This window comes from Chryseobacterium tructae (assembly GCF_030409875.1).
Classification (GTDB): domain Bacteria; phylum Bacteroidota; class Bacteroidia; order Flavobacteriales; family Weeksellaceae; genus Chryseobacterium; species Chryseobacterium tructae.
This window is the reverse complement of sequence record NZ_JAUFQR010000001.1, coordinates 2,498,520-2,525,250: the sequence shown is the minus strand read 5'-3', so window position 1 is coordinate 2,525,250 and position 26,731 is coordinate 2,498,520. Positions and strand designations below refer to the sequence as shown.

Genomic DNA, 26,731 nt, shown 5'->3' with positions numbered 1-26,731 from the left:
GATTATGGATATTTTAGGCTAAAGCCTATGGAATTGCTTATATTAAAAAGAACGGGCTAAAGCCCGTTCCTATTGAATTTTTGTATTGTAGACTAGAACTACTCCATCTTTTTCAGAATTTTCTCAAATGTATTGACATTTCTACTGGTCATCTGATCTTTCAGACTCTTCTTTCCCAAAACTTTTCCGAATGTAGAATCCAATGTATTTCCTTTTGGAACCTGCCAATAAAATATACCATTCACAATTTCCGCTTTTTCGTTTTCAGCCTGAGCTGCCTTTTCAAATTCTTCCATCAAAACATTTTCCACACCAGACATCCCGACAAAACTATAAATGTGAAGATCTCCATTTTTTTCAAAAGGAATACTATTCCAGAAAATTTCAGTTTCCTCCTTAGATTTAATGAACAAAAAAGCTTCATAGGAAAAATGGGTAGACATTGCTTTTTCCAGAATTTTTTTTAATTCGTCAGCATTTTTATCAGAGGAAAATACAATATTTCCGGAAGCCAGTATAGAAGTTACCTCCTTCATTCCGGCATCTTTGAAAACCTGGCAAACATCTGCCATTTTCATATTCGTTCCTTTAACGTTGACACCGCGGAGAAAAGCACAATATTTCATAGGTTATAAGTTTTAGAGGCTGAGAGTTTTAGAGTTTTAGAGTTTTAGAGTTTTAGAGTTTTAGAGTTTTAGAGTGAAATTATTCATTCCTTATCAATCTACTCTTTAATTTTTAATCTTTTAGTCAACTCTGATGTACAAATTATAGTCTGTTCCGGAAGGTTTCAGATTGTAGATCTTTTCCAATATTTTGTTGTCACTTTTCAGGTGATCTTTTACTCTGAATTCTTTCAATAATTTATAATGAGCTTGATAATAATCTGCATTTTTTCCTTCATATAGATTCTGATAGGAAAGCAGATATTTTGGTTTTCTGTTTTTAACCGTATTGATCCAATAATTCGTTTTATCTTTTTTGATCTCTTTCTGAATTTGTTTATCTACCAAGCCTACTTCATCAATGGTTTTTAGTCCGGAAAAATAAGGTACATAGCCTGCAGGTTCCAATAAAATCCACTGATTTTTATCTTTCTCATACTTATTTAAGAACAGCCCAATCGTTCTACGATAATTCCATTCTCCATTTCCTGTTGCAATAGAATGAATCGTTTGGAAAGCCAACATAGGAACAATATAGAATATAACAAGCAGGGACAACCATAAGTTTCTTCTCTCCTTCTGTTCCAGAATAAAGATAAGAACCGGAACGAAAAGCAGAAGTTGAGGAACCCAATAATACCAATCAAATAAGCTTTTTTGAGAGATAAAAATGATCTGTTTTGCCCAACCGAAAATAAAAATTATCCATAAGAAATAATTTCTTTTTTCTCTTTGTCTGATCAGGTAAATAAAGCAAAGTAATTCAAAAATAAGAACAATAATAGTGATGGGATTAAACACTCCCGGAACCTTCAGCATTCCCCAGAAGTTTCCAAAACTTACCATGAAATAATCAAGATGTTCTCCGAAAGTAAATTGTTGTTCGTAAAGTAATTTTTTAGCAGTAATGGTGTTATTAACGACTTCTCCAAAGTAAAACCAATTGAAAGCGACGGTTGATAGAACCCCTAAAACTCCGCCAAAAATATAATTCCATCTGATTTTTCTGTTCCAAAATAAGTCAACAAGAAACACTATTCCAAGGAAAATAACCGTGTCAATCCTTGTAAACATGATCAGGATAGGAAGAAGAGTCAATACCCATTTTTTCCCTTTATGGAAGCCATAGTACAACAAAGACATTTCCAGGAAGAACAAAATTCCATACTCCATTCCCAGGATTGAAATCTTGATGGCTGGAGGCAGAATTCCAATTAAAAAGATAAAAATAGCTTTATGCCAAGGATTTTTAAGAACCAAATGAGATAAGAATAGTGTTCCTATTGTAAACAATATGGAATTAAAAATCAGAAGAGGTTCAATAAAATGTTCTTTCCCAAAAATAAGGTTGAAAATATAAGACACAAAAACATACAAATGGGTGGTAGAAGCAGAAATCTTAGTATCACCATTAAAACCAATTACCCCGTAATCCAATAAGTTCTGAGCTACTCTCCAGGTAATGAAAGCATCCTCCTGAATGTAATGCGTTAATAAGAAAAGAAGTTTAAAAACTACCGTAACAATTACGGCATATATTGGGAATTTGCTTTTTTGTGTTTCAGCCATTCTGCTTTTTTAGTTCCACAAATATAATCTTAAAATTCAGGACTTCCAATAACAAAAAAACGGAACCGAAGTTCCGTTTTTAAAAGTATTTTACTGTGTTGCTTTGATAATTGCTGAAGTAATCTGATTTTCTTTTTCCTTAGAATAAGTTGAATCAAAAGGTTCCATAACGTCAAATAAATATTGATAGAATGGTGTGATCTTTTGAACATCTTCAGATTCTTTCATTGCTTTCTCTTTGCCCATCTGCTGAAGTTCCTTTACAAAAGCATTGAATTTTTTATCAATCGGCTCTATGGATTTTACCAGATAAGCATATGCTTTTTCTTTTTGTCCGATCTTCATATAAGCATCAGTAACTGCGGCTACAACAAGAGAATATTCCATTGGTTTTGTTCTCATCTGTCTTCTTAAGTAACTTTGATCTGCTTTAGAAAGACTTAAGTAATAGTCGTACTCATCAAAGATTCCTTTTTTAAGAACTTCCGCAAGCTGTAATCCTTTCTGTTCTTGTCCTGCAATAATATATCCGGTTACAATTGAGCTTAATGAACGTGGATCATTGTATTTTTCAGCAGGGATTTCTTTTGCTGCAAGATCAAGGATCTCTAATGCTTTTGCTTTCTGTCCGCTTAATGCTAATGCTGAAGCAGCTCTGCTTGCTGACATTCTGTAGCTGATGATGTTAGACGTTGCCGTTTCATCAAAGTGAGCACTCAGATCTTTAAAGTTACCCCATCTGAAGTTTTTCACTACATTATAAAGGTTGTTAGCATCTACTCTTCCCATATCTCCGTCAGCTGATGGGAGTGTCTGGATTGGAATCAATCGGTAGCTGAAGCCATCAAACTGAAGATAATCGTTAAGGTAGAAAATGTTTTCACTGTCATAAATGCCTCCTGAAGAGAAGTTAATTGGGCGTTTCCAATCAAAATTCGCCAATAAATCCATTAGGATCAGGTTGTTTTTATATAAGGTATTTCCTTTGTAAGTAATCATGATCTGATTCGCTACATTCGGAAGATCTGCCTGATTGATAATTCCAGCTTTTAAAGCATTTTCTTTATTTACAGGAAGGATAAATTTGTTTACCGGAAGAATATTATACTTTTCATATTTCTCTTCTCCAAAGTACATTTTCAATAACTGATCTTTTTCAGGAGACTTGAATTTGATAAACTTAATCGCATCTTTCAGGGTTAAAGAATCTTGTGTAAGATACTTTCTGAAGTCTTTGAATTCTGTATCCGGAACTCCTTGTTCTTTCAGCATAGAGAAAACCCCTTCCCAATCTTCCTTCTTCATCATATAGATCTGGTCATTTACACCATCTCTGTAATCTTCATGAGTCAGTTCACTTGGGATTCCCATTGCATTGTAGGTTCTTCTTTTTACCTGATCAAGGTTCCAAGGTGTTGAAGCAAGAGTGAAGTTAACCACTTTCACATCATCTCTGAATCTTTCCGTTTCCTGGATAGCCCAAACCGGATACGTATCGTTATCACCATACACAAATAAAATATCATTCTTTGGTAATGATTTAACACTGAATAGGCATAATCATACGCTGTATATCTGTTACTTCTATTATGAACATTATAGTTCTGGAAGCCCATCATAAAAGGTACCCCTAATAATACAACTCCAAGTGCAATATTAGCACCATTAGATTTTACTTTAGATTGTACAAACCATAAAATAGCTCCTGCTCCCAATCCGATCCAAATCGCAAAGGCATAGAATGATCCTACCATTGCATAATCTCTTTCTCTTGGTTCAAAAGGCTTTACTCCTGTATAGAAAATAATTCCGACACTTGTAATAATGAATAAAGATAATAGTGCGTAGAATCTTCCAAAATCTCTGTTTAACTGGAAAAAGAATCCAATTAATCCTAAAATTAACGGAAGGAAGAAAAATGCAACTGTACTTTCATTCTTGAATTTAGCAGGCATTTTATCCTGATTTCCTACATTTACATTATCAATAAACGGAATACCTGAAATCCAGTTTCCTTTTGTGCTTTCCATGTTTCCTTCAAGGTCATTCTGTCTCCCTACGTAGTTCCACATCAGGTATCTTACAAAGTAATATCCGTTCTGGAAAGAAATAAAGTAATCCATATTCTGAAGCAATGAAGGCTTCTGAACATTAATAAGGTTATAAGGTTTTACCTTTAAATAGTCTGCTGCTGTAATGGATTTATCTTCATATTTAGCTCTCAATTCATCAAAGATTTGTTTAGCCTGAGGGTTATCTGCCACATCTTCATTGGCATAATTAAATGTAAAATCTGGAGCTCCGTACATCGAAATGTAGTTAGCCATTACATCTTTATCCTCATTAAACATTCTTGGCATTAAGCTCACCTGAGACTGGCTGAAAACATAATTGAATCGGTCTCCTGTCTTTCTGTAGGTTCCGGTTTTTTCATCTTTTTCGTAGATTTCTCCGGTCTTTTTTGTCTTGAAGCTTCCGTCTTCATTCTTTTGAATTCCGTTGCATCAAGGAAAGCCGTATAGTTCTGTCCATAGATGGTTGGCCAGTCACCATATTGTTCTCTGTTATAATAATCTAACATCCCAATGGCCGTATCCGGATCATTAAGGTTCATCGGTGGGTTAGCATTCGCTCTGATTGGAATTACCATCCAGCAAGAGAAACCAATCATCATGAAAACTACAGATAAAGCAGCCGTTTGATAGATATTCTTTTTTGCTTTTCTTGCATACTTAATCAAGAAATAGCAGATTGCTACCATTATAATAAAGGCTGCAATAGTTCCTGAATGGAAAGGAAGGTTAAGACCATTGACGAAGAAAATTTCTAATCTTCCAAACATGGTCATAATCAAAGGGAAAATAATTTTGAAAACAACAATCAAAATCCCTAATGTAATAAGGTTTGCCCAGATAAAATTCTTCCAGGTAAACTTGTAATTTCTTGCATAATATACAAGACATACCATAGGAGTTGCCAGCATACACATCATGTGTACCCCAACGGAAAGTCCTAAAACGAAGAAAATAAGGATAATCCATCTCTCATTGTCTGCTGCCTGATACTCGTTTTCCCATTTCGTAATCAACCAGACCAAAAGCGCGATGAACATAGAAGCCATAGAATAAACCTCACCTTCTACTGCCGAGAACCAAAAGGTATCTGAAAACGTGAAGCAAAGTGCTCCTACTGCTCCGGCAAACAGGATAGAAATTTCCTGATGTTTTGTAATTTCTTCAAAATCTTTGTTCAGTAATCTTCTCACAAGGTGAGTGATCGTCCAAAACAAAAATAAAATAGTCAGCGCACTGAACAATGCAGACATCGCGTTGATTACGATGGAGTAATTTTCGCCTTTCCCTAATGCAAAAATGGCTGCCACGGCACCCACTATCTGGAATAAAGCAGCTCCGGGAGCATGCGTTACTTCAAGTTTTACTGCAGAAGAAATGTACTCACCACAGTCCCAAAAACTGAAATTGGGTTCTATTGTGGACAAGTACGTGAAAAACGCAATGACGAAAATCACCCATCCTAGAACGGTGTTCCATTGCCTAAAAGTCCAATTTTTCATAGTATTAAATCAATTATGCGAAAATAAGGCTTTTATATTATTTTATATTGTTTTTAACAAATTTTAAAAATTTGGCTTAGAATTTGCGATTAAACTCCTGCTAATACTGTAAACAAGAAAATATTTTTTTACACAACGATGCCCTAGAAATCAAACAAAAGTTTAGTAATTATTTATTTTTTTGTATTTTTGCAGTCAGATTTTTATTGAAAATAACAAATAATGAGTAATGTTTACGATAATATTCTTGGCCTAATAGGACACACTCCTATGGTGAAGCTAAATACTGTTACAAAAGATATTCCAGCAACCGTTTATGCCAAGTTAGAATCATATAATCCTGGACATTCCACCAAAGACCGAATCGCACTTCATATTATTGAGAACGCAGAGGAAAGAGGCTTATTGAAAGAAGATTCTGTAGTTGTAGAAACTACATCCGGAAATACTGGATTTTCTATTGCCATGGTATGTATCATCAAAGGGTATAAATGTATTCTCGCAGTAAGCGACAAAACAAAACCTGAGAAAATTGCTTATCTGAAAGCATTAGGAGCTACTGTTTATATATGTCCTGCCAATGTACCTGCGGATGATCCAAGATCTTATTATGAAGTAGCGAAAAGAATCGCTTTGGAAACTCCCAATTCTATTTACATCAATCAGTACTTTAATGAACTGAATATTGATGCCCATTACCAGACCACAGGTCCAGAGATCTGGGAACAGACAGAAGGTAAGATCACTCACCTTTTTGCTTGTACCGGAACAGGAGGTACTTTATCTGGTTCAGCAAAGTTTTTGAAGGAGAAAAACCCGGATATTAAAATTATCGGGGTGGATGCAGATGGTTCTATATTAAAAAGCTATCACGAGACAGGTGAGATTCACAAGGAAGATGTACATCCTTATCAGATTGAGGGAATGGGAAAAAATTTGATCCCTTCCGCTCTTCTTTCGATAAGGTAGATGAGTTTGTAAGGGTAAATGATGAAATGGCCGCGTACAGAACTCGTGAAATTGCTTTAAAGGAAGCAATTATGGGAGGTTATACTACAGGAGCTGTGACTCAGGGACTTATACAATATGCAAAGTCCCATGAACTAACTGAAAATGATATGGTTGTTTTAATATATCCTGACCATGGTTCAAGATACATCACTAAAGTATATAGTGATAAGTGGATGGCCGAGCAGGGATTTGTTAACAACTGTGTCCACAATTATGACGAAGTCTTTAAGACAGAGTTTATTAAATAGAACAAATAAAATCACGATATAATAAAGCCTTTTGCGTGTTCTACAAGAAAGGCTTTTTTAATTAAAAATTACGATACATGTTGGATATTTTTGAAAGAATAAAAGAAAATCCAGGACCTCTTGGACAATTTGCAGATTACGGAGAAGGATATTTTATTTTCCCAAGATTAGAGGGTCCTATTGGCCCGAGAATGCAGTTTCAAGGTAGAGAAGTAATTTTCTGGAGTGCCAATGATTATTTAGGATTATGTAACCATCCTGAAGTAATAGAAGCAGATGCAAAGGCGGCTGCAGAATACGGAATGTTCTATCCAATGGGAGCAAGAGCGATGTCTGGTGAAACAGATCAGCACCTTCAATTGGAAAGAGAATTGGCAGACTTCGTACAAAAAGAATCAGCATATTTATTGAATTTCGGTTACCAGGGAATGGTTTCTACCATTGATGCTTTGGTAAGCAGAAACGACGTTATCGTTTACGATATGGATTCTCATGCCTGCATCGTGGATGGGGTAAGACTTCATGCAGGTAAAAGATTTACCTATAAGCATAACGATATGGAGAGTCTTGAGAAAAACCTTCAGAGAGCAACTAAAGTAGCAGAAGAAACAGGAGGGGGAATCCTTGTGATTACCGAAGGGGTTTTCGGAATGAGAGGTCAGCAGGGAAAAATTAAAGAGATCTGCGAACTTAAATCAAAATATCAGTTCAGACTTTTAGTAGATGATGCTCACGGTTTGGAACATTAGGTAAAACCGGAGCTGGTGTAGGTGAAGAACAGGACTGTAATGATCAGATTGATGTATATTTCTCTACTTTTGCAAAATCAATGGCTGGTTTCGGAGCATTCCTTGCGGGTGACAAAGAAATCATCAGATACCTGAAATTTAACCTAAGATCACAAATCTTTGCAAAATCTCTTACGATGCCAATGGTAATCGGAGGTTTAAAAAGGTTAGAGTTGTTGAGATCAAGACCTGAGATCAAAGCTAAACTTTGGGAAAATGTAGAAAAACTACAGAGCGGATTAAAAGAAAGAGGATTCAACATTGGTGACACCAATACTTGTGTAACTCCTGTAATGATGCAGGGAACTCCTGTAGAAGCGACTCTATTAGTAAAAGATCTTAGAGAAAATTATGGGATCTTTACTTCAGTGGTAGTATATCCGGTCATTCCTAAGGGAATGATTCTTTTAAGACTGATTCCTACCGCTTCTCATACGGATGCAGAGATTAATGAAACTCTGGCCGCATTTGAAGGGATTCATGATAAACTGGTAAGTGGTTACTATAAAGAGCAGGAACAATTATTACTGCAGGAACAAGGATTAAGTTTCAAACCGATCTAATCTTTAAACAAAATAAAAAAAACCACTGATCTAATGGATCCAGTGGTTTTTTGTTTTTAAAAACTAAAACTATACAATGCAAATAAAACTTAGAGGTTATTTATTGGGTATTTTGTCGGCGGTTTCATATGGATTGATTCCGATTTTTATCCTGCCGATCAAGCAGGCTCATTTTTCAATGGATATTACCTTGTTCTACAGGTTTTTCTTCTCAGCCATAATGGTGGGCGGATATCTCATTTATTCTAAACAAAATTTTAAAATCAATAAAAAAGAAGCTTTAATACTAGCTATTCTTGGAATATGTTATGCTCTTTCTTCTGAATTTCTGTTTATAGGCTATGATTTTCTTACTCCAGGAATAGCTTCTACAGTTCTGTTCATCTACCCGGTGATCGTTGCCTTGATTATGTTTTTCTTTTATAAAGAGAAATTGACCAAACTGTCTATTGTTTCATTATTTCTTGCCTTTGCCGGAGTCATTGTTTTATGTCTGAAAGGAACAGGTTTTGAGATCAATTTTGCAGGGTTGGGAATCGTTATGCTCAGTTCATTATTCTATGCGCTTTATATGGTAATTGTCAACAAATCAAAACTGAAAGTTTCAGGGTTTAAGCTTACCTTCTACTCTATGCTTTTTACTTCCTTGTTTTTTATGAGCAAGTCTGTTCTTGGGCATCAATCATTTGTAATCCCCTCAATGAGCATTTTTGTTAACTTCCTTATTTTTGCGTTCCTTACTACAGTTATTTCCAGCTTATGTTTGGTCTATGCAATTAAGAGTATTGGCTCTACTCCAGTAGCGATTTTAGGTGCACTGGAACCTGTAGTGGCTGTCATGGTAAGTGTATTTATGTTTAATGAAAAATTTACAACCAACTTACTGATTGGGATTACGCTTATTCTGCTGGGAGTTATCATGAATGTGATTTCAGATCGGAAAAATATAGCCCACGCTTAGATAGTTTAAAGTAAATTATAAAAATAGCCCCGGAGAACAGACGTTCTGCGGGGTTTTATTTTTTAGGATGGGAGCAGGAAGATGGAGGCTGGAAGTTTCTATTTGCCGGATAACCAATAAAATTATGATAAACGACTCTCGAAAAGTGAAAGAAGACGTAATAGTCTTTCTGCTGTTCTCGACGACTTCCCTCTTCCAGCCTCCAGCTTCATTCCTCCTTATTTCCCAAATATCTTTTTGAAAAATCCTCCGGAATTATTGCGTTTATTTTCTGCTTCAGCAGTTTTCAGATTCTCTTCAGCGATGGGCGAATGGTTGTATTGTAAAGATAATTTCAGGTTTTCTGTTGCCTCATTATATTGAGCTAAGTCTAATTGTGCTGTTCCTAAATGTTCATAAATTTCCGCTATAATATCTTTGGTCACCCCTTCTTGTTGGGGTAGAGCCTGGATAGCCTGCAATGCATATGCTACCGTTTTTTCATTCTCCTGCAGATGATAACCGCAGTGAACCGCCCAGTAATAACACCAAAAATCTTCATTGCCTAATGCAATACTCTGTTCAAAGCTTTCAAATGCGGATGTTTCGTCCCCAAGTTTCGCTACCTGAATATATCCCATATTGTATAAAGCCACCTGCATAGATCTTACTTTATTTTGTTCTGATGCAAAATGTACAGCATACTGAAGACATTCCAGCGCTTTTGCATAATTTTCTTCTTCTAAAAAAATATTGGAACGGCTGATTAATATACTTGGATTGTCCGGCATTTCCTCCAAAATATGATCTGCTTCTTTTGATGCGGTATCTGTATCCGGTTTTATGCCTGTCTGTTCTTCAATTTTAGCTTTATGAATATAAAAATTAGTAAAACATCGTACAATTTCCGGATGAGCCAATAAAGAATTTGTGGTATCTAATGCATAGTAACTTTCCAACCCTGCATTAATCCAATTCATTGCAGGCTCATACCTCTTCAATTCCATATAACTATAACAAAGCTGATCTATACTGTTAAAATAGGTTACAGAATCCATATCATCTATAAAATCTTCCATGAACTGTTCTCCATCAGCAATAGCTTCTTCGAAATACCCAGCCTCTAAGCGGGCATTAAATCTGTTTTGAAGAATATACATAAAATAACTGAATTTCATTCCTTCTGTAGTCACAGTAATGGCTTCATCATATTGTTCCTGATTGATATATTCTGCTGCTAAATTATTACAGCACATCGCAAAGGTATGAGGATCTTCATTGTAGGGGTCTCCGCTTCTTTCCACCAATGTTTTATGATAAAGACGATAAGCTACAGTATAACAATCTCTTTTCAACTGGGTAAGCCTCTCCTTTTCAAACTCAGATGTCTGAGGGTTTTGGTTGAGAATTCTATTGATTTCAACACCGGCATTATAGGCCTCCATTGCTTCGGAAGTTTCAGGAGCTACATCCAGTAACAAAAAATCGGGATTAGAGTTTCCTTTATTTTTTATCATGAATAATCTTATCTGCAAAGTTGGAGAATGCACCAGTGATAATGCTTTTTCATAATAAGGAGCTGCTTCTTCCCATTGATTCAACCAATAGAAGGCAGAACCGGCATGACGATGACACCAAGGATGATTCGGGCTAATGCTAATGCCCTGTTTACTCCATTCTATACACTGAAGAAGAGCCTTTTCACGATTACTCGTAAATACTTCATAATGATCCAGAGCAATGATTCCTAATATGGCACAAAGATCAGCATCAGGAGAAGTTTCATGTAAAGAATTTGCCACCAGATAGATTTCCTTTAATTCTTCTTTGTTATCCGGAAGGAAATGTCCTTTTATCCAGTTTTTAGCAGCTACAGCATAGTTTTTTTGACGAAATGCTTCAAGAGCTTCTTGATGTAATGTATTCACAGTATTTGTCTATAGATTTATATATTCTTTTCTTCCAGGTATTCTTCATTCATAGTTGTAAAAGCTCTTCCTATTTTAGGATACCATTCTATTGCTTCTCTGAAAAGCTCCCAATCGTAAAGAAATACTCTGAATACGCCTCCATCACCTGAATAACTGTCATGGGTTAGATTCTCCTGACTTGAAGCATAAAAAAGGTCACACTTTTGAGGATTTTCGAGTTGATTCGGACGGAAACAATAGGTTCTCATATCAAATATTTCGGCTTCTCTCTCCTTTCCAATATCTAGACTTCCTACTAACCCTCTTTCACCATGTCTACGCATCAGGAAACAATAACCACTATACCAAAAGTTATTTTTATCCGAATCCTTATAATCATTGTACTTTTCTTGAACCATGGCAAGATTCAGATAATTGAGAATTTCTGAGGGACTAACAGTCTCCAAAAATTTATTATAAAAGTAAGCGCCACGCTCAGCTCTTGTGAGAAGATCATTCCATATAATATCTAATTGAGTCCGATAATGGATGGAAGTCCCCGGATGAAAAACATCGATGAACGAAGCTTCTTCATTTTCACGATATACTGCAGACAGTACTTCCCTATTATTTTCATCCCCTATAATGCAGATGAAAAATATAAAACCTGATGGATGGGTAAACATCACATGAGCCTGGCCATCTTCGGAATCAGGATGTAATTGCACTTCATATTCTTCAAAAGTATAATATTGATATTCTTCCTTATGTAATTCCACAATTTTCAACAACTTATGAAAGTTATCCAGCTGGAAAAGAAAAGAAATAGAATCATTAAATCGTGTATTTTCAAAATACTTTGGAATGGAAGCAAGCTCGATAGCTTTTTCTTCTTCTTTTGAAAGGATTTGGATATTTTGATTTAAAATTGAACGGTTTTCTTCCAACATTTTAATGGCTGTAGAACGTGAAAGCCAGGCATTCCAGGTAAAAAGATCTTCTTCCTCTACTTCATCTTCTGTATATAAAATTTCTTCAGGGAAAATAGCTGCAGGAAATGTACGATCAAAAATTCCATCTTCTTCCTCTTCATCACAAAGGAAAAACTCAGCAGCCATTCTTTCTTTTTTGAAATCATAATGATAGCCTTCTGTCGCTATAAAAACTTTAGTTTTTGTGTTACCTTTTACAATAAGATCCCCATGATTATAATTTCCCCAAAAGCAATCATCCACTGTTAGATTTCCGGTAATGTATAATTCCTGACCGCCAACAATCATATTATTGGCTTCAAGACTTCCTAATACACACAGACAGATAGAACCATCAGATTCATGGTTATAGATATTTTTGGCGGTAAGTTTTCCTTCAATAAGAATAGCAAGACAGCCTTCTTGATTTATTTCATCCAGATTTTCAATTATTTCAAAAGTACTAAAAGGATCATCCAGATTTAAGTTCTGCACCTCTATATTACGATCAATATAAATCACCCAATCTTCATCAAATTCACCATTATGCTTTTCATTCCGCCAAAATAACCAACTGTCTTTAGGGAACTTATGTTTAATATCTTTAAACTGCAGATATCTCATTTCAGGAATTTTTAATGCATTAAGTATATTGTATTTTTTTCATCATTTGTGAGACTTAATGCGCGATTTTCAGCCCATCAATAGTAAGAACATTACAACTCAGATTCATGTACATACCTGTATATTCTCCCATTGCCTGATCGTTCATGACATCCATTGTGGCAGCTTGAAAGTCAATTTTTCGGGGTGGCAGTTTCCCATAGGTATCCGTGACCGTAATCTGCCCGTCCAAACCTGTTTTATTTTGAACAAACGCTCTTAAAAAAGGAATATCCTGCTTTTCAAAATCCAATGATATATAAAATGCTTTGGTCTCTCCCGATTTATTATTCTCAGGGGTTATTAAAGTTCTATTATATGATATTGTATAGGACTTGATCACAGAAACAATTTGATTTTTCCCATCCTTCACAGATACTTCAATTTTCATACGCTTTTCATCTGTCTGTTGGGCAAGCAGGATCTTAGCAGGTAAAAATAAAATAAGGAAAGTCAGGAATTTATATATAGTTTTCATGGCTATTGTATTTATATTCTATACAAGATTAAATATTCAAAAGTGTATCTGCCAGCATCAATTGGTATTGATACATTTTGAATTGGTATTTGGTGAAAAATTAGCGGCAAAGTGTTTAATTGGATTCATATTTCCTATTAAAATCAGCATTCTAAACCGATTGCTATTTTGCCAAGTCTTACACAATGTATAATTTAGCTCTGCCTATCAATGAACATGATCAAAAAAAACGACATAACCCGACTCTTATTTTGCTTCTTATTTTGTTTGATTTCTTTAAATACTATAAAAGCTCAACAGATATCGCCCGTAGAACGAGAAGCCAGTGAAGGGTATTCTAAAAGGTTTACCGATTCATCAGCAAGTCTCAAAATGCAGATGACAGCTCTTCAAACTTCTCAAAAAGCAGAAAGTAAAGAGGATGAAGCCATCTGCAGTGCTTATTTGGCCTTAACTCATAAACGTCTTCTTCATCTCAAGGAATTTACAAAATATGCTGAAAAGTCCTATGACATTGCCAAGTCTTTAAAAAGCAATCGTGCTAAAGCTTTTGCTAATGCAGCAATGGGTTATCTCAAATCATATACTGATGATAAATCAAAAGCTCTCACATTTTTCCTGGAAGCTTATGCCTTATTTAATACCATACAGAGTTACGACCAATCTGCTAAACTTGGCGCAGATATTTCTTATCTCTTCTCACCAAATTCTCCCGAAAAAGTTAAAAAATATGCTGATGAAGGGCTTTCTTATGCAGAAAAATCCGGAAACCCTGAAAGCATTCTCCATGCAAGACTGGCAGTAGGCAATTATCTTTCTGATCTCATTGCTTCTGGAAAAACTGATCGTTGGCAGGAAGCTCTTTCATTTTTTATACAAACCATTGCTTTCATAGAGAAAAATGAAGCAAAAATAGATAGTAAAAGTAACATTGGAGTTGCTTATATCAATCTCGCAGCTTTATATATGAATGACCCAAAGCCTATTGATGAAAAATCGTTTCTGTCTGCTTTAGAAAAAGCCTTAGTCATTGGTAAACAATATGGAATTAAAAGCGTATACAGAAGCTCGATGGGACTACGGGGACAGTTTTATGTATCAAAAGGAGATTACAGAATGGCTGAAAGTCTCTTTAAAGAAGGAATTTCTTATCAACAGAATCTTCCCTACAAAGACAATTATCTTTTGGCAGCATTTTATGAATGTCTGAAAAATATTGCAGCAGAAGAGAAAGATTACAAAGCCTATCTTGAGTATGATACCTTTTTTATCAAATATAACAAACTAAAATACGATGAATCAACTCAACAAATTCTTCAGAATGCTGATGCCAAATATGAATCGGAAAAGAAAATAGCCCGTATTCAACAACTGGAACAAGAAAATAAACTTCAGAAACAGAATCAGTTACTGGGATATGGAATTTCTGCAGTGTTGTTTATTGGACTTATTTTTATGTATCGGTCTTACTATTTCCGTCAACGATACCATCAAAAAAGGGAAGATTTTCTTCAACAACAACAAGCCAATAATGAACTTAAAATGGAGCTTTTAGAAAAGGAAACGTTGGAAAATTTGGCAGAAAAATTATCTCTTGAAAGACGATTATTACAATCTCAGATGGATCCTCATTTTATCTTCAATGCATTGGGGAATATCCAGGGAATGATTCTCAGAAAGGATACCGACCTAGCCCTATTGTATCTTGGCAAATTTGCCAAACTGAGCAGAAGAGTCCTGGAACAATCACGAATGGAAACTATTACGTTGGAAGAAGAAATACTAACTTTGGAAAACTATATCGAACTCCAGCAGCTTCGTTTAAATCAAAGCTTTGATTACCAGATACAATGTGATGATTCTATAGATCAGCAGCTTCATATTCCGCCTCTTTTAATACAGCCATTTGTTGAAAATGCAATTGAACATGGGCTTAAACCGTTAGAAGCATTTCAAAAAGGAGCATTATTCATCACTTTTGAAGAAAAACCATTAGAAAATCTTCTTATCTGTACTATTAAAGACAATGGAATTGGACTTAGTGCTTCCAGAAAGCAAAAAACAGATGATTCCCATAGTTCTCTTTCTACCAAAATTACAGATGAAAGGTTGCTTCTGATGCTCGAAAATAATTCCAGTGCTAAGCTTAAAGTCAGAGAACTCACAATAGCTCAAGATGGGCAACAAGGTTGCCTGGTAACCTTATATATTCCTATATTGTAAAGTATGTATAAAGCCATAATCATAGAAGACGAATATCATTTACGGGAAGCATTATCCATTATGCTGGAAATGGTTGCTTCAAGTAAAATACAGATCATAGGTTATGCCGAAAATGCTCATGAAGCGGCAAAATTGATTGATCGACTGCAACCCGATCTAGTATTCATGGATATTATGTTAAAAAATGGAACAGGGTTCGATGTACTCCAGCAGATTTCTTACCGAAAATTTCATTTAATTTTTACCACGGCTTATGAAGAGTACGCTATTCGGGCATTCAAATTCAGTGCATTGGATTACCTGTTAAAACCTATTGATGCTGAAGAACTCAGAGCAGCCATTGATAGAATTTCAGGATTAAAGGAGCAATTCCTTGAAGAACAGCAAGTACGTGAACTCAATAATAATCTGACGAAACTCCACAAAGAATTATTCTTCCTACTCAGGAAGCAATGCATGTCGTAAAGCTTAGTCAAATTATGCATTGTGAAACCTCCGGCTCTTACACTACTTTCTATCTGAACGATGGAAAAAAAATTATGATTTCCAAGCCTCTTAAAAATTATGAAAACATCCTTCTTCCGCCTGATTTTTTTCGGGTACACCAGTCTTACTTGATCAATACTCATTATATTATTAGCTATTCCAGAGAAGGAATGATTGAAATGGAAAATGGAGCCAGTATTCCGATATCAAGAGCCAAAAAGGATGCTTTTTTCAAGTTGATGAAGGAATAATAACATCATTAAGAGATCATTTCCTTTCAGAGTCTGCCGAATACCAATTCAAAGTTGCCATTGACCAATCAACTATTGATAGATGGTAGTTACTGTTCTACTTTTGGCAAAAAATATTCAATATGAACAGTAAACAATTTCTATTTTAAGTTATGTAACCATTATCGGATGGATTATCGCCTATATTAAAAACAAAGATCTAAGTCATAAAAGTGATTTGGCCAATTATCATTTGGAGCAAGGTTTAGGTTTTTTTTTATTAAGCGTTGTTGTAAATGTTATTCTTTCCATTATAATTTCCATTCTTCCCGCTTTATCTTTTTTGAATTATATAGGATTGATTCTGTTGATCTTATGGGTATTCGGAATCATTAATGCGGCCAATGAACAAAAGAAACCTATTCCGATAGTAGGAAAAATGTTTGAGAATCAATTTGGCTTTCTGGCATAACAAAACTTATCTGCTTATATTGCATCTATCTATTTTTTAGAAAGTAGGTGCGATATGGCTAAGTTTATGAAAGAATTACAACAACTCACAAAGGATCAACTATATACCTGTCTGAAAAATCAGTCAGAAGATTTTTATTCCACAGTTTCTTCCACTTTGGATTTTACCCTGTTTGGAGATCAGTCTTTCAATGAAGAAGATCTTTCAGAATTTCTTGAAATGCTGGATAAAGAAACCGCTGAAAAGATAAAAACAACTTCTTTACAACCAGATGAAGATGAACTTCCTACAATAATCTTTGCAGAAAATGAAGTCTCAACCACACTTGATTTAGTAACCGAAGATGGAGAAGGATATAAAGTCATTCTTTTTGATAAAGATATTCACCTTTCCGGAGATCTTTTTATTGAAGACTACATTGTCCTTATTGTCCTAGGAAATATCAACGCTAAACATATCATCGTAAACGGTTCTCTTTACTGCTCTGGATCACTTTCCGCTGATATTTTGTTTGGAGCATCTTCAAATGATCATGAAACGTATGCTGCTGGAGATATTACAACTTCTCTTATTGCAGAAAATGGGCACTATACAGTTGCAGAAGGCAGTATACATTCAAAATATCTAATAAGTCTGCACAATGAAATTAAGGGACAAGCAGGAAAATTTATTGAAAATATAAGTTTGGATGGTTCTAATGAGGCGGAATTCTTATGTCCTGAAATTATAGATGAAAATGGATATTTCGACGAGGAATCTTTTCTTAATTTCATCAGTAGTAACCCTGCTGATACTGTATTTAAATAATTCTTTATTTTTATAGTTTTTTAAAAACGTAAAGCTAAAATGATTCTAATGCTTTATTTTAGAGAGCTAAGTAACCGACTTCGTCTTTGAAGAAGCTGTATGACTATGCGCTCGCTTAATTAGAATCAATGAAATTGATTCCATCTTTTGCTTCCTTGAAATATTCAGCTTAGTTATAAAAAACTTTGTGTCAAAACAAAATCCAAATAGCTTACTTGAAAATTTGTACACCTAGGCTATTTAATTCGTGCATTCGTGGCAGATATTTTTGCCACGAATGCACGAATTTTTCATTATGTAATAGTACTCTAACACTATATGATGATCTGCAAAATCTGTGAGACCTGTGATAGAATAATTTAAAGTAGGAAGGTATTATTTCAACCCTGTTTATAATCAGAGCAAAAAATTTTTTTCTAAAAAAACTTTAGAATAACTTTGCAAAAAATTTCTGTTGAAAGACCTACTTCTTATTACTCCGCCCTTTACCCAACTTAATACTCCTTATCCGGCAACAGCTTATATTAAAGGGTTTTTAAATACTAAAAATATTTCCAGTTATCAGATCGATTTGGGAATAGATGTTATTTTGGAGCTATTTTCAAAAGGTGGACTGCAAAAGGTTTTCAATAAAGAAGTTGACCTTCAGAATATTTCTGAAAACTCTCAGAGAATTTATGCACTAAGAGAAGAATATTTAAAAACCATCGATCAGGTTATTCCTTTTTTACAAGGGAAAAGCCCAACGCTGGCAAGACAGATCTGCAGCATGAATTTTCTTCCGGAAGCTTCCCGTTTCAACCAATTGGACGATATGGAATTTGCTTTTGGAAATATGGGACTTCAAGATAAAGCAAAGCATCTTTCAACGTTATATCTGGAAGATATTTCAGATTATATTGTTGAAAATATTGATGCTGATTTCGGATTCAGCAGATATGCGGAACGTCTTGGTAAAAGTGCTAATTCCTTTGATGAGTTATACTCAAAGTTATCTGATCATCAAACATTTATCGATGATTTTACTTTAACCATTCTTCGTGGAAAAATAAAAACGATTCAGCCTAAATTAGTTTGTTTTTCGATTCCTTTTCCTGGTAATTTATATTCAGCATTCAGATGTGCACAGTTTATAAAGAAAAATTTTCCACACATTAAAATTGCAATGGGTGGTGGTTTTCCCAATACAGAATTAAGAGAAATCAAAGATCAAAGAGTATTTGAATTTTTTGATTTTATAACGTTGGATGATGGTGAACTTCCTCTTGAACTTTTGTGTGAAAATGTTTGTCACCCTGAACACAACAAAGAATCTGAATATAAGAGAACATTTTTAATTGAAAATCATGAAGTTGTTTATAAAAACACCACCAAAAGACATGATTATAAGCAGGCAGATATTGGTACTCCGGATTATACGGATCTAAGGCTGGATCAATATATTTCAGTTATTGAGATTGCCAATCCAATGCACAGTTTATGGAGTGATGGAAGATGGAATAAGCTAACCATGGCTCACGGATGTTATTGGGGAAAATGTACTTTTTGTGATATTTCTTTAGATTACATTAAAATCTACGAACCTATCTCCGCCAAAATTCTGGTTGACAGAATGGAAGAACTTATTAAGACAACAGGTGAAACCGGCTTCCATTTTGTAGATGAAGCTGCGCCACCAGCCTTAATGAGAGAAGTTGCCCTTGAAATTCTTCGTAGAAATCTCGTGGTTACGTGGTGGACTAATATTCGTTTTGAAAAAAGCTTCACCCGCGATTTATGCTATTTATTAAAGCTTTCAGGTTGTGTTGCCGTTTCCGGTGGATTGGAAGTAGCCAGTGATCGTTTATTAAAATTAATTGATAAAGGAATTTCTGTGGAACAAGTTGCAAAAGTGACAAGAAATTTTACAGAAGCCGGAGTTATGATCCATGCTTACTTGATGTATGGCTACCCAACACAAACCATTCAGGAAACGATTGACTCCATGGAAATGATTCGTCAGTTATTTGAAATGGGAATTTTACAAAGTGGTTTTTGGCATCAGTTCGCCATGACCGCCCATTCGCCTGTTGGATTGAACCCAGAAGAGTTTGGAGTTACTCCAATCAAACAGGAAATCCTATTTGCTAATAATGATATCGATTTTACAGACAAGACCGGAATCAATCATGATAAATTTAGTTCAGGTTTAAAAAAATCTTTGTTCAACTATATGCACGGAATCAACTTTGAACTTCCCCTTCAGGAATGGTTTGATTTTAAAATTCCGAGAACAACCATTCATCCCGATTATATTCACGATAGCTTACTGGAGGATGAAGATTTTAAATTTAAGGCCAATTCAAAAGTTGTCTTTTTAACCAAAAATGTAATCGCTGAGAATCGCGTAAAAAATAAAAAGAAATATTCTGGTACATATACGCTTCTTACATTTCATTTAAAAACCAATATTGTAAAGGTTGAAATGGAACAGGACAAAGCGGAATGGCTGATGACTATTCTGGAAGAACACTCTATAGACAATCAGAAAAAACCTACAGCTCAACAACTTAAGACTCAATTTGAGGAGAATTTTGAAGATTTTGAATTGTTTTGGTTCTCAAAACCGATGCAGCAATTGAAGGAAAATGGGGTGATTTTGAGTTTGTAAAATTGTGATGATTTTTCTCAGGGATTTTCTAATTAATGATTTTTTTTTTTCTCGCGCTGATTTTGCTGATAACGCAGATGAATTTTCCAAAATAAAAAATAATCTGCATGTTTATCTTTTCGTAGGAATCTGAATCATAATTTCATTCATTACTTTGTGTATATTCTTTCAGAATAAAAAGAAACTTATTAAAACTATAGACAAAATTTTTATAGGTTTTGGCTAAAGCCAATGGAATTTTATGCTTATTATAAAACGGGCTAAAGCCCGTTTCTATTGAATAGCATTTACATTTCTATTATATCTGTTAAAACAACATATACACAATCTTTGTCATTCTACAGGAATTCAGCCTCTTATTTTAAAATGCAATAGTGGGATTCTTTTCAGAATGATAAAATTCTACTAAAAGGGTTCTTACAGATGCCACTGATTTCACTGAATATTATATCATTATTTATATCCAGGAAAAAGAAAATTCGTGCATTAGTGGCAAAAAATATACACCACGAATGCACGAATAGAAGATCTATTTTCAAAATATTAGTAAATATAAAACCTCAGAAAATCTTTCCAAGGTTTTATCATATGTTTTTTAGCTAAATTTAATTAGGACTATCTTTTGTAACAGGCCCTACAGATACTTTTTCCTGAATTTTAATAAAATTTGGATCCATAATGGCCATACGTTCTGCAAGAGCTTTATAAGTTGGATACTTTAAAATTGAGGCTCTTCCAGACATTTCTCTGAAAAGAGTGAAAGACTTTCCGCCAGCTGTTTTTAGCTGTTTAGTTGTCGTAATATATTTCCCAATGAGCTTACTTTTGGCATCATAGATTTCAATATCTATAAAACTCTTTTCCTGGATCTTATCATCTGAACCAAAACTTACAGGTAAATTGGTAAAATATCCTACAGGAACCCCATTGCTGAGGATCTCTCCTACTTTATTTACCTCAAGATTCATTTTATCGATCTTTTTTCTGATCGTATAGGCATCTTTGGTCTTACTATCCAATTTTCTTTTGGGAACATTTGAAAACAACTCATCAAGAGTTTTCACATTGATACCTTTATTATCAATGATTTTAAAGTCTTTCACAGAAGTGTAGACAGCCGATCTCTCTTCCCCAGAAAATGCAGAAGGTGAGGTATAATCCACTTCGATGGTTTTATCCCTATTGTATACTCTATTGACCTGAATATAGCTGTCTCTTACAGAGTCTACAATACTTTTATCAATAAATTTTATAGTGTATAAGGGTGTTTCCTTTAGATCCATGAAAGTATATTCATTGGATTTATTTGAAATTTTAGCCACTGGAACGCCATCTAAATTGATAATTCCTCTTTTGGTTTTAATATTTTGAGCATTGAGGCATGCACTCAAAATTGTAAAGAATATGATTATATTTTTCTTCATAGAATCAGATTTTTACATGACTTGAAATAAAATAAAAAAAGTGTAACCAAAGTTACACTTTTTTGAAAATATATTTAGCTTTTCATTTAATTATTCGCAAAGGATAATTCCTTTGTTATGATTAAATTCCACAACACCGCTCTTGATAGAATATGAAAAAACAGAGTCTTTATCATTTTCTTTGGTTAGGTTTTTAGCGAAAGCTTCATCTACTGAATTAGTAAAAAGCTTTACTTTCCCACCAACTAAAGAAGAAACGATTCCTGCGTGGTTTTTCATGATGTGGAATTCACCATTTTTTCCAGGCAATAATACTGAGTTTACTTCTCCTTCAAAAACTACGTATTCTGGTGTTAATATTTTTATATTCATTTTAATTTAGATTTGAAGATTTCAGATTTCAGATTTCAGACAACGTTAAAGTCCCATGTCTGCTATCTGGTATCTTGTGTCTAATTTATTAAGCGTTTTCAGCTAACATTTTTTGTCCTGCTTCGATAGCTTCCTCGATCGTTCCTTTCAAGTTGAAAGCAGCTTCTGGTAAGTGATCTAATTCACCATCCATAATCATGTTAAATCCTTTGATTGTATCTTTGATATCTACTAATGATCCTGGAATACCTGTAAACTGTTCTGCTACGTGGAAAGGCTGAGATAAGAATCTCTGAACTTTTCTTGCACGGTAAACAACTGATTTATCTTCTTCAGAAAGTTCTTCCATACCAAGAATCGCGATGATATCCTGAAGTGATTTATATCTTTGAAGAATTTCTTTTACTCTTTGAGCACAGTTATAGTGATCGTGACCGATAACTTCTGGAGAAAGGATTCTTGAAGTAGAAGCCAATGGATCTACCGCTGGGTAAATACCTAATGAAGCAATCTTTCTGTCAAGTACCGTAGTTGCATCCAAGTGAGCAAACGTTGTTGCAGGAGCCGGGTCAGTTAAGTCATCCGCAGGTACGTATACCGCTTGTACTGAAGTAATTGAACCATTTTTAGTTGAAGTAATTCTTTCCTGCATCGCACCCATTTCAGAAGCAAGAGTTGGTTGGTAACCTACCGCTGATGGCATACGACCAAGAAGTGCAGATACCTCAGAACCAGCCTGTGTAAAACGGAAGATGTTGTCTACGAAGAAAAGTACGTCTCTACCTTGTCCGCTTTCACCACCATCTCTGTAGTACTCAGCTAATGTAAGACCAGAAAGTGCTACTCTAGCTCTTGCACCTGGCGGCTCGTTCATTTGTCCGAATACGAAAGCTGCTTTAGATTCTTTCATAACCTCTAGGTCTACTTTAGAAAGATCCCAACCTCCGTTTTCCATAGAGTGCATGAAATCATCACCATACTTGATAATTCCTGATTCAAGCATCTCTCTCAAAAGGTCATTTCCTTCTCTCGTTCTTTCACCTACTCCGGCGAATACAGAAAGACCTCCGTGTCCTTTTGCAATATTGTTAATCAACTCCTGAATCAATACTGTTTTACCTACACCGGCACCACCGAACAATCCAATTTTACCCCCTTTTGCGTAAGGCTCAACTAAGTCGATTACTTTAATACCTGTAAATAAAACTTCTGCTGAAGTTGATAATTGATCAAATTTTGGAGCTGGTCTGTGAATTGGAAGACCACCTTCCTTAGAAATATCTTGAAGTCCGTCGATAGCATCACCAACAACGTTGAATAGTCTTCCGTTTACAGCCTCACCGATTGGCATAGTAATAGGATTTCCGTATCCGATTACATCTTGACCTCTCTTAAGACCATCAGTAGCGTCCATTGCAATACATCTTACTGTATCTTCGCCAATATGTTGTTCTACCTCTAAAACTACTTTTTCACCGTTTTCTTTTGTAATTTCTAACGCATCATAGATTGATGGAATTGCTTCCACATCATTGAAGACAACGTCGATTACCGGACCAATAATTTGAGAAATTTTACCTTTAATTTGGTTTGCCATTGCTAAATTTTTTCTTGGTGCAAATATAGTGATTCTTCGTAAACACGCAATTGGTAAAAAAAAGATTTTTATCATGCTTTTACCAAAGGCTGCAAGATGAAGGTTTATCCCTTTGAAAGGAGAATTATAATGTTGTTTTTGTGATCTATTTATTATTTGAAGGCAATATATGATCATCTCTTCAAATATTATTTTCAAATTTTTCTATTTTCATAATTTCAATTTCCCCTATTCACAATCGCTGCATTCAAAATAAAGGCTTTATATTTGCAATCAAATTTTTCCGTTTTGAAAGTTTTCAAGAATTTTAAAGATTATTCCTCTCAGAAGCCTCTAGCATTGTCTTTAGGTATGTTTGACGGAGTACATCTTGGGCACAAAAGTATTATCGATGAATTGATTAAAGTAGGAACAGAAAACAATCTGGAAACTGCCATTCTTACTTTCTGGCCACATCCAAGGTTTGTTTTTAATCCTAATGAAGATTTAAAGCTTCTGAATACCATACAGGAAAAGCAACAACGTATTGAAAAATATAATATTGATAATTTGTTCCTGAAAGAGTTTGATGAAGAATTCAGAAACCTTACCGGAGAAGAATTTGTACGTCAGATTCTGATTGATAAACTGAATGTAAAATACCTTATTATAGGATACGACCATTCATTCGGAAAAAATAAAAGCGGAAATTTTGAACTACTTCAAGAGTTATCTAAAGAACTTGATTTTGAAGTGGAACAAATGGAAGCCATTAATATTCATGAGAATAACATCAGCTCTACCAAGGTTCGTAATGCTCTTTTAACAGGGAATATTAAAGAGGCCAATGAAATGTTGGGGTATGCTTACCCTGTTTCCGGAACTGTAGTTCATGGAAAAAAAATCGGAAGAACCATTGGATATCCAACAGCCAATATTGATACTGAATCTATCAAACTTTTACCTAAAAAAGGTGCTTATATTGTTGAAGTGGAAGTAAAAGGCCAGCAATATAAAGGAATGCTGAGCATCGGAACCAACCCTACGGTAAATGGAGAAAAATTAACAGTTGAAGTATATATCCTTGATTTTAATGATGATATCTATGATGAAAAGGTTACGGTGAGATTCAGAGAGTTTCTTCATGATGAAATCAAATTTGAAGGATTGGAAAAACTTATTGAACGACTTGATGAGGACAAGCGGCTAACAGAAGAATTTAATTTTTAAGATAGAGAAAAAGGCTATTCAGTGATGAATAGCCTTTTTTGTTTTTATTTCAAAATCTTGACATAGATTTTTTGAGTGTCACTATTTAATTTTACAGTAGGAAAAGCTTTATCGTGGTCAATAAAGACATCTCCTTTTTCATTGGCCTTTCCGTTGCCGTCAGAATCCCATTCAGTAGCAATATAATATTTTACTCCATTGGTAGGTTTTGGATTGATTTTGCTTTCTGCATCCTGTGGTACTGGCAATTCAATGGTAAAAGGAATTGTTTTTCCTTCAAATTCTTTTTCAGTAATTAAGGTTGCAGGAGCATCCTGTAGCCCTTCACTTACTCCATATAAGCTCACTTTAAGCTTTGGATTCTTGATCATAAATTTATCTGTTCCTGTAAATTCAATCTTAAGATTTTCTGACTTCATATTCTCAGTGGTTTCAGGAGTAACGATCTGATCTTTTTTCTCAGTTTTATTACAGCTTGATAAAGTTAGTGCCCCCGCTGCCATGAATAATAAAAGGTGATTTTTCATATATTCTTATTTTAATTAATGTGTATTTAATATTTCACAGATATTTGACAACAAAATTCATACCCGAATTGATTTTAGGCTGAAGTATCAACTGAACGTTTTTAAGAATTATTGATTGTATTTTGAACTTTCTTAGTAAGAGACCGAAATACTAGATCATAAGAATGATCTATTAATTTAAAAATCAAATCTTTTTTCAAACCGTCTACAGAGATGGAATTCCAATGGGTTTTATTCATATGATAGGCTCCGGTAATCTGCGGGTACTGTTCCCGAAGCTCTGCACTCCATTCCGGATCTGTCTTAACATTAATGGACAAAGGCTGCTTTTCCAGTCCCATCAATAGAAACATTTTGGTATCTACCTTTAGAACAAGGGTTTCGTTATCAAAAGGAAAACTTTCCGTAACTGCTTTTTTGGCAAGACAATAGTCTAGTATTTCGTTGGCATCCATAGATTATGAGTAATGAGTAATAGTAATTAGAAATATTAGGATTGATGATTAGATGTTTAAGGTATTCTTTTATCTTTTATCTTTTATCTTTTATCTTTTATCTTTTATCTTTTATCTTTTATTCAAATTTAGTAAATTTAAGAAAGAAAATACTATTACATCAAACTCCATTATTATGAAAGCTCTAGTAATCGGTGCTACAGGCGCTACAGGAAAAGACTTGGTTAATCAACTACTTAATGATAAGGCTTTTGAGGAAGTCGATATTTTTGTACGAAAACCTGTTGGAATTGAGAACGACAGGCTTAATGTTCATGTTGTAGATTTCGAAAAACCTGAAGAATGGAACGGAATGGTAAAAGGAGATGTTGCATTTTCGTGTTTGGGCACTACTTTGAAAGATGCCGGAAGCAAAGAAGCTCAGAAAAAAGTAGACTTTGATTATCAGTATGAGTTTGCCAAAGCTGCCAAAGAAAATAATGTGGAAGATTATATTCTTGTTTCAGCTTATGGAGCCGATCCGAAGTCTAAGATCTTTTACTCTAAAATGAAAGGCGAACTGGAAGAAGCTGTAAAACAATTACATTTCAATAAAATCACCATCTTTAAACCTGGAATGTTGGAACGAAAAGATTCTGAAAGAACAGGTGAAGTTCTGGGCAGCAGGATTATAAAATTTGCCAATAAATTGGGGTTATTGGAAAGCCAAAAACCCTTACCTACTGATATTTTAGCCAAAGCTATGATCAATTCTTCTAAAATAAAAAGTAATGGCTACTCCAGTATCAAGCTTGGAAATATCTTTTGTTTTGCGGACAAGGTGATTGATAAATAGTACTAACAAAAAATCTGTGTAAATCTGCAAAAATCTGTGGCTAAATAAATATCACCACAGCCTG

General features: G+C 34.7%; 19 protein-coding genes and 3 pseudogenes. 11 read left to right on the top strand and 11 right to left on the bottom strand.

Annotated elements, in window-relative coordinates:
• Positions 1-98: 98 nt before the first annotated feature.
• The 3 genes and pseudogenes from QWZ06_RS12485 to QWZ06_RS12475 form a co-directional block, all read right to left on the bottom strand.
• Positions 99-626 carry a DUF1697 domain-containing protein gene (locus QWZ06_RS12485; RefSeq protein WP_290298440.1) on the bottom strand — a complete coding sequence of 176 codons (528 nt, stop codon included), beginning with the start codon at positions 624-626 and terminating at the stop codon, positions 99-101.
• Positions 627-746: 120 nt separating this feature from the next.
• A complete protein-coding gene (locus QWZ06_RS12480; RefSeq protein ID WP_290298438.1) occupies positions 747-2,234 on the bottom strand; it encodes a DUF8728 domain-containing protein in 1,488 nt (495 codons plus the stop codon).
• 90 nt (positions 2,235-2,324) lie between these two features.
• A pseudogene (locus QWZ06_RS12475) lies at positions 2,325-5,808 on the bottom strand (glycosyltransferase family 117 protein).
• Between the two features lie 222 nt (positions 5,809-6,030).
• On the opposite strand from QWZ06_RS12475, the pseudogene QWZ06_RS12470 reads away from it, so the two are divergent.
• The 3 genes and pseudogenes from QWZ06_RS12470 (at position 6,031) to QWZ06_RS12460 (ending at position 9,379) form a co-directional block, all read left to right on the top strand.
• Positions 6,031-7,067: pseudogene (locus QWZ06_RS12470) on the top strand (PLP-dependent cysteine synthase family protein).
• Between the two features lie 80 nt (positions 7,068-7,147).
• Positions 7,148-8,418, top strand: a pseudogene (locus tag QWZ06_RS12465) (aminotransferase class I/II-fold pyridoxal phosphate-dependent enzyme).
• Positions 8,419-8,494: 76 nt separating this feature from the next.
• Positions 8,495-9,379 (top strand): DMT family transporter, encoded by an 885-nt coding sequence (locus tag QWZ06_RS12460; protein ID WP_290298437.1) that lies wholly within the window; start codon positions 8,495-8,497, stop codon positions 9,377-9,379.
• A gap of 218 nt (positions 9,380-9,597) precedes the next feature.
• Here QWZ06_RS12460 and QWZ06_RS12455 read toward each other — a convergent pair whose 3' ends face one another.
• From QWZ06_RS12455 to QWZ06_RS12445, 3 genes are read right to left on the bottom strand one after another with little or no spacing between them, the layout of a single operon-like run.
• Positions 9,598-11,286 (bottom strand): tetratricopeptide repeat protein, encoded by a 1,689-nt coding sequence (locus QWZ06_RS12455; RefSeq protein WP_290298435.1) that lies wholly within the window; start codon positions 11,284-11,286, stop codon positions 9,598-9,600.
• Positions 11,287-11,303: 17 nt separating this feature from the next.
• Entirely contained in the window at positions 11,304-12,863 is a 1,560-nt protein-coding gene (locus tag QWZ06_RS12450) for a hypothetical protein (RefSeq protein WP_290298434.1), read from the bottom strand.
• A 55-nt stretch (positions 12,864-12,918) separates the two neighbouring features.
• Positions 12,919-13,380, bottom strand: a complete 462-nt coding sequence (locus QWZ06_RS12445; RefSeq protein ID WP_290298432.1) for a hypothetical protein — start codon at positions 13,378-13,380, stop codon at positions 12,919-12,921.
• A 378-nt stretch (positions 13,381-13,758) separates the two neighbouring features.
• Here QWZ06_RS12445 and QWZ06_RS12440 point away from each other — a divergent pair, with 378 nt between their 5' ends.
• The 6 genes from QWZ06_RS12440 to QWZ06_RS12415 all read left to right on the top strand — a co-directional run bounded on the left by QWZ06_RS12440 (position 13,759) and on the right by QWZ06_RS12415 (position 20,248).
• Positions 13,759-15,603, top strand: a complete 1,845-nt coding sequence (locus tag QWZ06_RS12440; protein WP_290298431.1) for a sensor histidine kinase — start codon at positions 13,759-13,761, stop codon at positions 15,601-15,603.
• A gap of 3 nt (positions 15,604-15,606) precedes the next feature.
• Positions 15,607-16,068, top strand: a complete 462-nt coding sequence (locus QWZ06_RS12435; RefSeq protein WP_290298429.1) for a LytR/AlgR family response regulator transcription factor — start codon at positions 15,607-15,609, stop codon at positions 16,066-16,068.
• A 14-nt stretch (positions 16,069-16,082) separates the two neighbouring features.
• The gene (locus QWZ06_RS12430) at positions 16,083-16,340 is read left to right on the top strand and encodes a LytR/AlgR family response regulator transcription factor (RefSeq protein ID WP_290298427.1); all 258 of its coding nucleotides are present in this window, start codon (positions 16,083-16,085) and stop codon (positions 16,338-16,340) included.
• Positions 16,341-16,557: 217 nt separating this feature from the next.
• Positions 16,558-16,791 carry a DUF4870 domain-containing protein gene (locus QWZ06_RS12425; protein WP_290298426.1) on the top strand — a complete coding sequence of 78 codons (234 nt, stop codon included), beginning with the start codon at positions 16,558-16,560 and terminating at the stop codon, positions 16,789-16,791.
• Positions 16,792-16,845: 54 nt separating this feature from the next.
• Positions 16,846-17,598, top strand: a complete 753-nt coding sequence (locus QWZ06_RS12420) for a hypothetical protein (RefSeq protein ID WP_290298424.1) — start codon at positions 16,846-16,848, stop codon at positions 17,596-17,598.
• Positions 17,599-18,052: 454 nt separating this feature from the next.
• Positions 18,053-20,248: a B12-binding domain-containing radical SAM protein gene (locus tag QWZ06_RS12415; RefSeq protein ID WP_290298422.1), complete on the top strand. Its 2,196-nt coding sequence runs from the start codon at positions 18,053-18,055 to the stop codon at positions 20,246-20,248.
• Between the two features lie 605 nt (positions 20,249-20,853).
• On the opposite strand, the gene QWZ06_RS12410 is transcribed toward QWZ06_RS12415, so the two are convergent.
• From QWZ06_RS12410 to atpD, 3 genes are all read right to left on the bottom strand, one after another.
• Positions 20,854-21,672, bottom strand: coding sequence for a hypothetical protein (locus QWZ06_RS12410; protein WP_290298420.1), 819 nt, complete (start codon positions 21,670-21,672; stop codon positions 20,854-20,856).
• A gap of 90 nt (positions 21,673-21,762) precedes the next feature.
• Complete coding sequence (locus tag QWZ06_RS12405) at positions 21,763-22,044, bottom strand: FoF1 ATP synthase subunit delta/epsilon (protein WP_123871407.1); 282 nt, start codon at positions 22,042-22,044, stop codon at positions 21,763-21,765.
• An 88-nt stretch (positions 22,045-22,132) separates the two neighbouring features.
• Entirely contained in the window at positions 22,133-23,641 is a 1,509-nt protein-coding gene (atpD, locus tag QWZ06_RS12400) for a F0F1 ATP synthase subunit beta (RefSeq protein WP_290298416.1), read from the bottom strand.
• Between the two features lie 288 nt (positions 23,642-23,929).
• Here atpD and QWZ06_RS12395 point away from each other — a divergent pair, with 288 nt between their 5' ends.
• Positions 23,930-24,850, top strand: coding sequence for a bifunctional riboflavin kinase/FAD synthetase (locus QWZ06_RS12395; RefSeq protein ID WP_290298415.1), 921 nt, complete (start codon positions 23,930-23,932; stop codon positions 24,848-24,850).
• A 44-nt stretch (positions 24,851-24,894) separates the two neighbouring features.
• Here the strand turns inward: QWZ06_RS12395 and QWZ06_RS12390 are convergent, their stop codons facing one another.
• Positions 24,895-25,377, bottom strand: coding sequence for a hypothetical protein (locus QWZ06_RS12390; RefSeq protein WP_290298413.1), 483 nt, complete (start codon positions 25,375-25,377; stop codon positions 24,895-24,897).
• A 101-nt stretch (positions 25,378-25,478) separates the two neighbouring features.
• A complete protein-coding gene (locus QWZ06_RS12385; RefSeq protein ID WP_290298412.1) occupies positions 25,479-25,832 on the bottom strand; it encodes an MmcQ/YjbR family DNA-binding protein in 354 nt (117 codons plus the stop codon).
• 175 nt (positions 25,833-26,007) lie between these two features.
• On the opposite strand from QWZ06_RS12385, the gene QWZ06_RS12380 reads away from it, so the two are divergent.
• Positions 26,008-26,667 (top strand): NAD(P)H-binding protein, encoded by a 660-nt coding sequence (locus tag QWZ06_RS12380; protein ID WP_290298411.1) that lies wholly within the window; start codon positions 26,008-26,010, stop codon positions 26,665-26,667.
• Positions 26,668-26,731: the final 64 nt, after the last annotated feature.

What these genes read in the sequence shown, in the direction of transcription:
- QWZ06_RS12420 (WP_290298424.1), top strand. Translation starts at nt 16,846, where the DNA reads ATGGCTAAGTTTATGAAAGAATTACAACAACTCACAAAGGATCAACTA.
- QWZ06_RS12385 (WP_290298412.1), bottom strand. Translation starts at nt 25,832, where the DNA reads ATGGATGCCAACGAAATACTAGACTATTGTCTTGCCAAAAAAGCAGTT.
- QWZ06_RS12410 (WP_290298420.1), bottom strand. Translation starts at nt 21,672, where the DNA reads ATGAAGAAAAATATAATCATATTCTTTACAATTTTGAGTGCATGCCTC.
- QWZ06_RS12440 (WP_290298431.1), top strand. Translation starts at nt 13,759, where the DNA reads ATGACAGCTCTTCAAACTTCTCAAAAAGCAGAAAGTAAAGAGGATGAA.
- QWZ06_RS12460 (WP_290298437.1), top strand. Translation starts at nt 8,495, where the DNA reads ATGCAAATAAAACTTAGAGGTTATTTATTGGGTATTTTGTCGGCGGTT.
- QWZ06_RS12380 (WP_290298411.1), top strand. Translation starts at nt 26,008, where the DNA reads ATGAAAGCTCTAGTAATCGGTGCTACAGGCGCTACAGGAAAAGACTTG.
- QWZ06_RS12485 (WP_290298440.1), bottom strand. Translation starts at nt 626, where the DNA reads ATGAAATATTGTGCTTTTCTCCGCGGTGTCAACGTTAAAGGAACGAAT.
- QWZ06_RS12445 (WP_290298432.1), bottom strand. Translation starts at nt 13,380, where the DNA reads ATGAAAACTATATATAAATTCCTGACTTTCCTTATTTTATTTTTACCT.
- QWZ06_RS12450 (WP_290298434.1), bottom strand. Translation starts at nt 12,863, where the DNA reads ATGAGATATCTGCAGTTTAAAGATATTAAACATAAGTTCCCTAAAGAC.
- QWZ06_RS12390 (WP_290298413.1), bottom strand. Translation starts at nt 25,377, where the DNA reads ATGAAAAATCACCTTTTATTATTCATGGCAGCGGGGGCACTAACTTTA.
- QWZ06_RS12405 (WP_123871407.1), bottom strand. Translation starts at nt 22,044, where the DNA reads ATGAATATAAAAATATTAACACCAGAATACGTAGTTTTTGAAGGAGAA.
- QWZ06_RS12430 (WP_290298427.1), top strand. Translation starts at nt 16,083, where the DNA reads ATGCATTGTGAAACCTCCGGCTCTTACACTACTTTCTATCTGAACGAT.
- QWZ06_RS12480 (WP_290298438.1), bottom strand. Translation starts at nt 2,234, where the DNA reads ATGGCTGAAACACAAAAAAGCAAATTCCCAATATATGCCGTAATTGTT.
- atpD (WP_290298416.1), bottom strand. Translation starts at nt 23,641, where the DNA reads ATGGCAAACCAAATTAAAGGTAAAATTTCTCAAATTATTGGTCCGGTA.
- QWZ06_RS12435 (WP_290298429.1), top strand. Translation starts at nt 15,607, where the DNA reads ATGTATAAAGCCATAATCATAGAAGACGAATATCATTTACGGGAAGCA.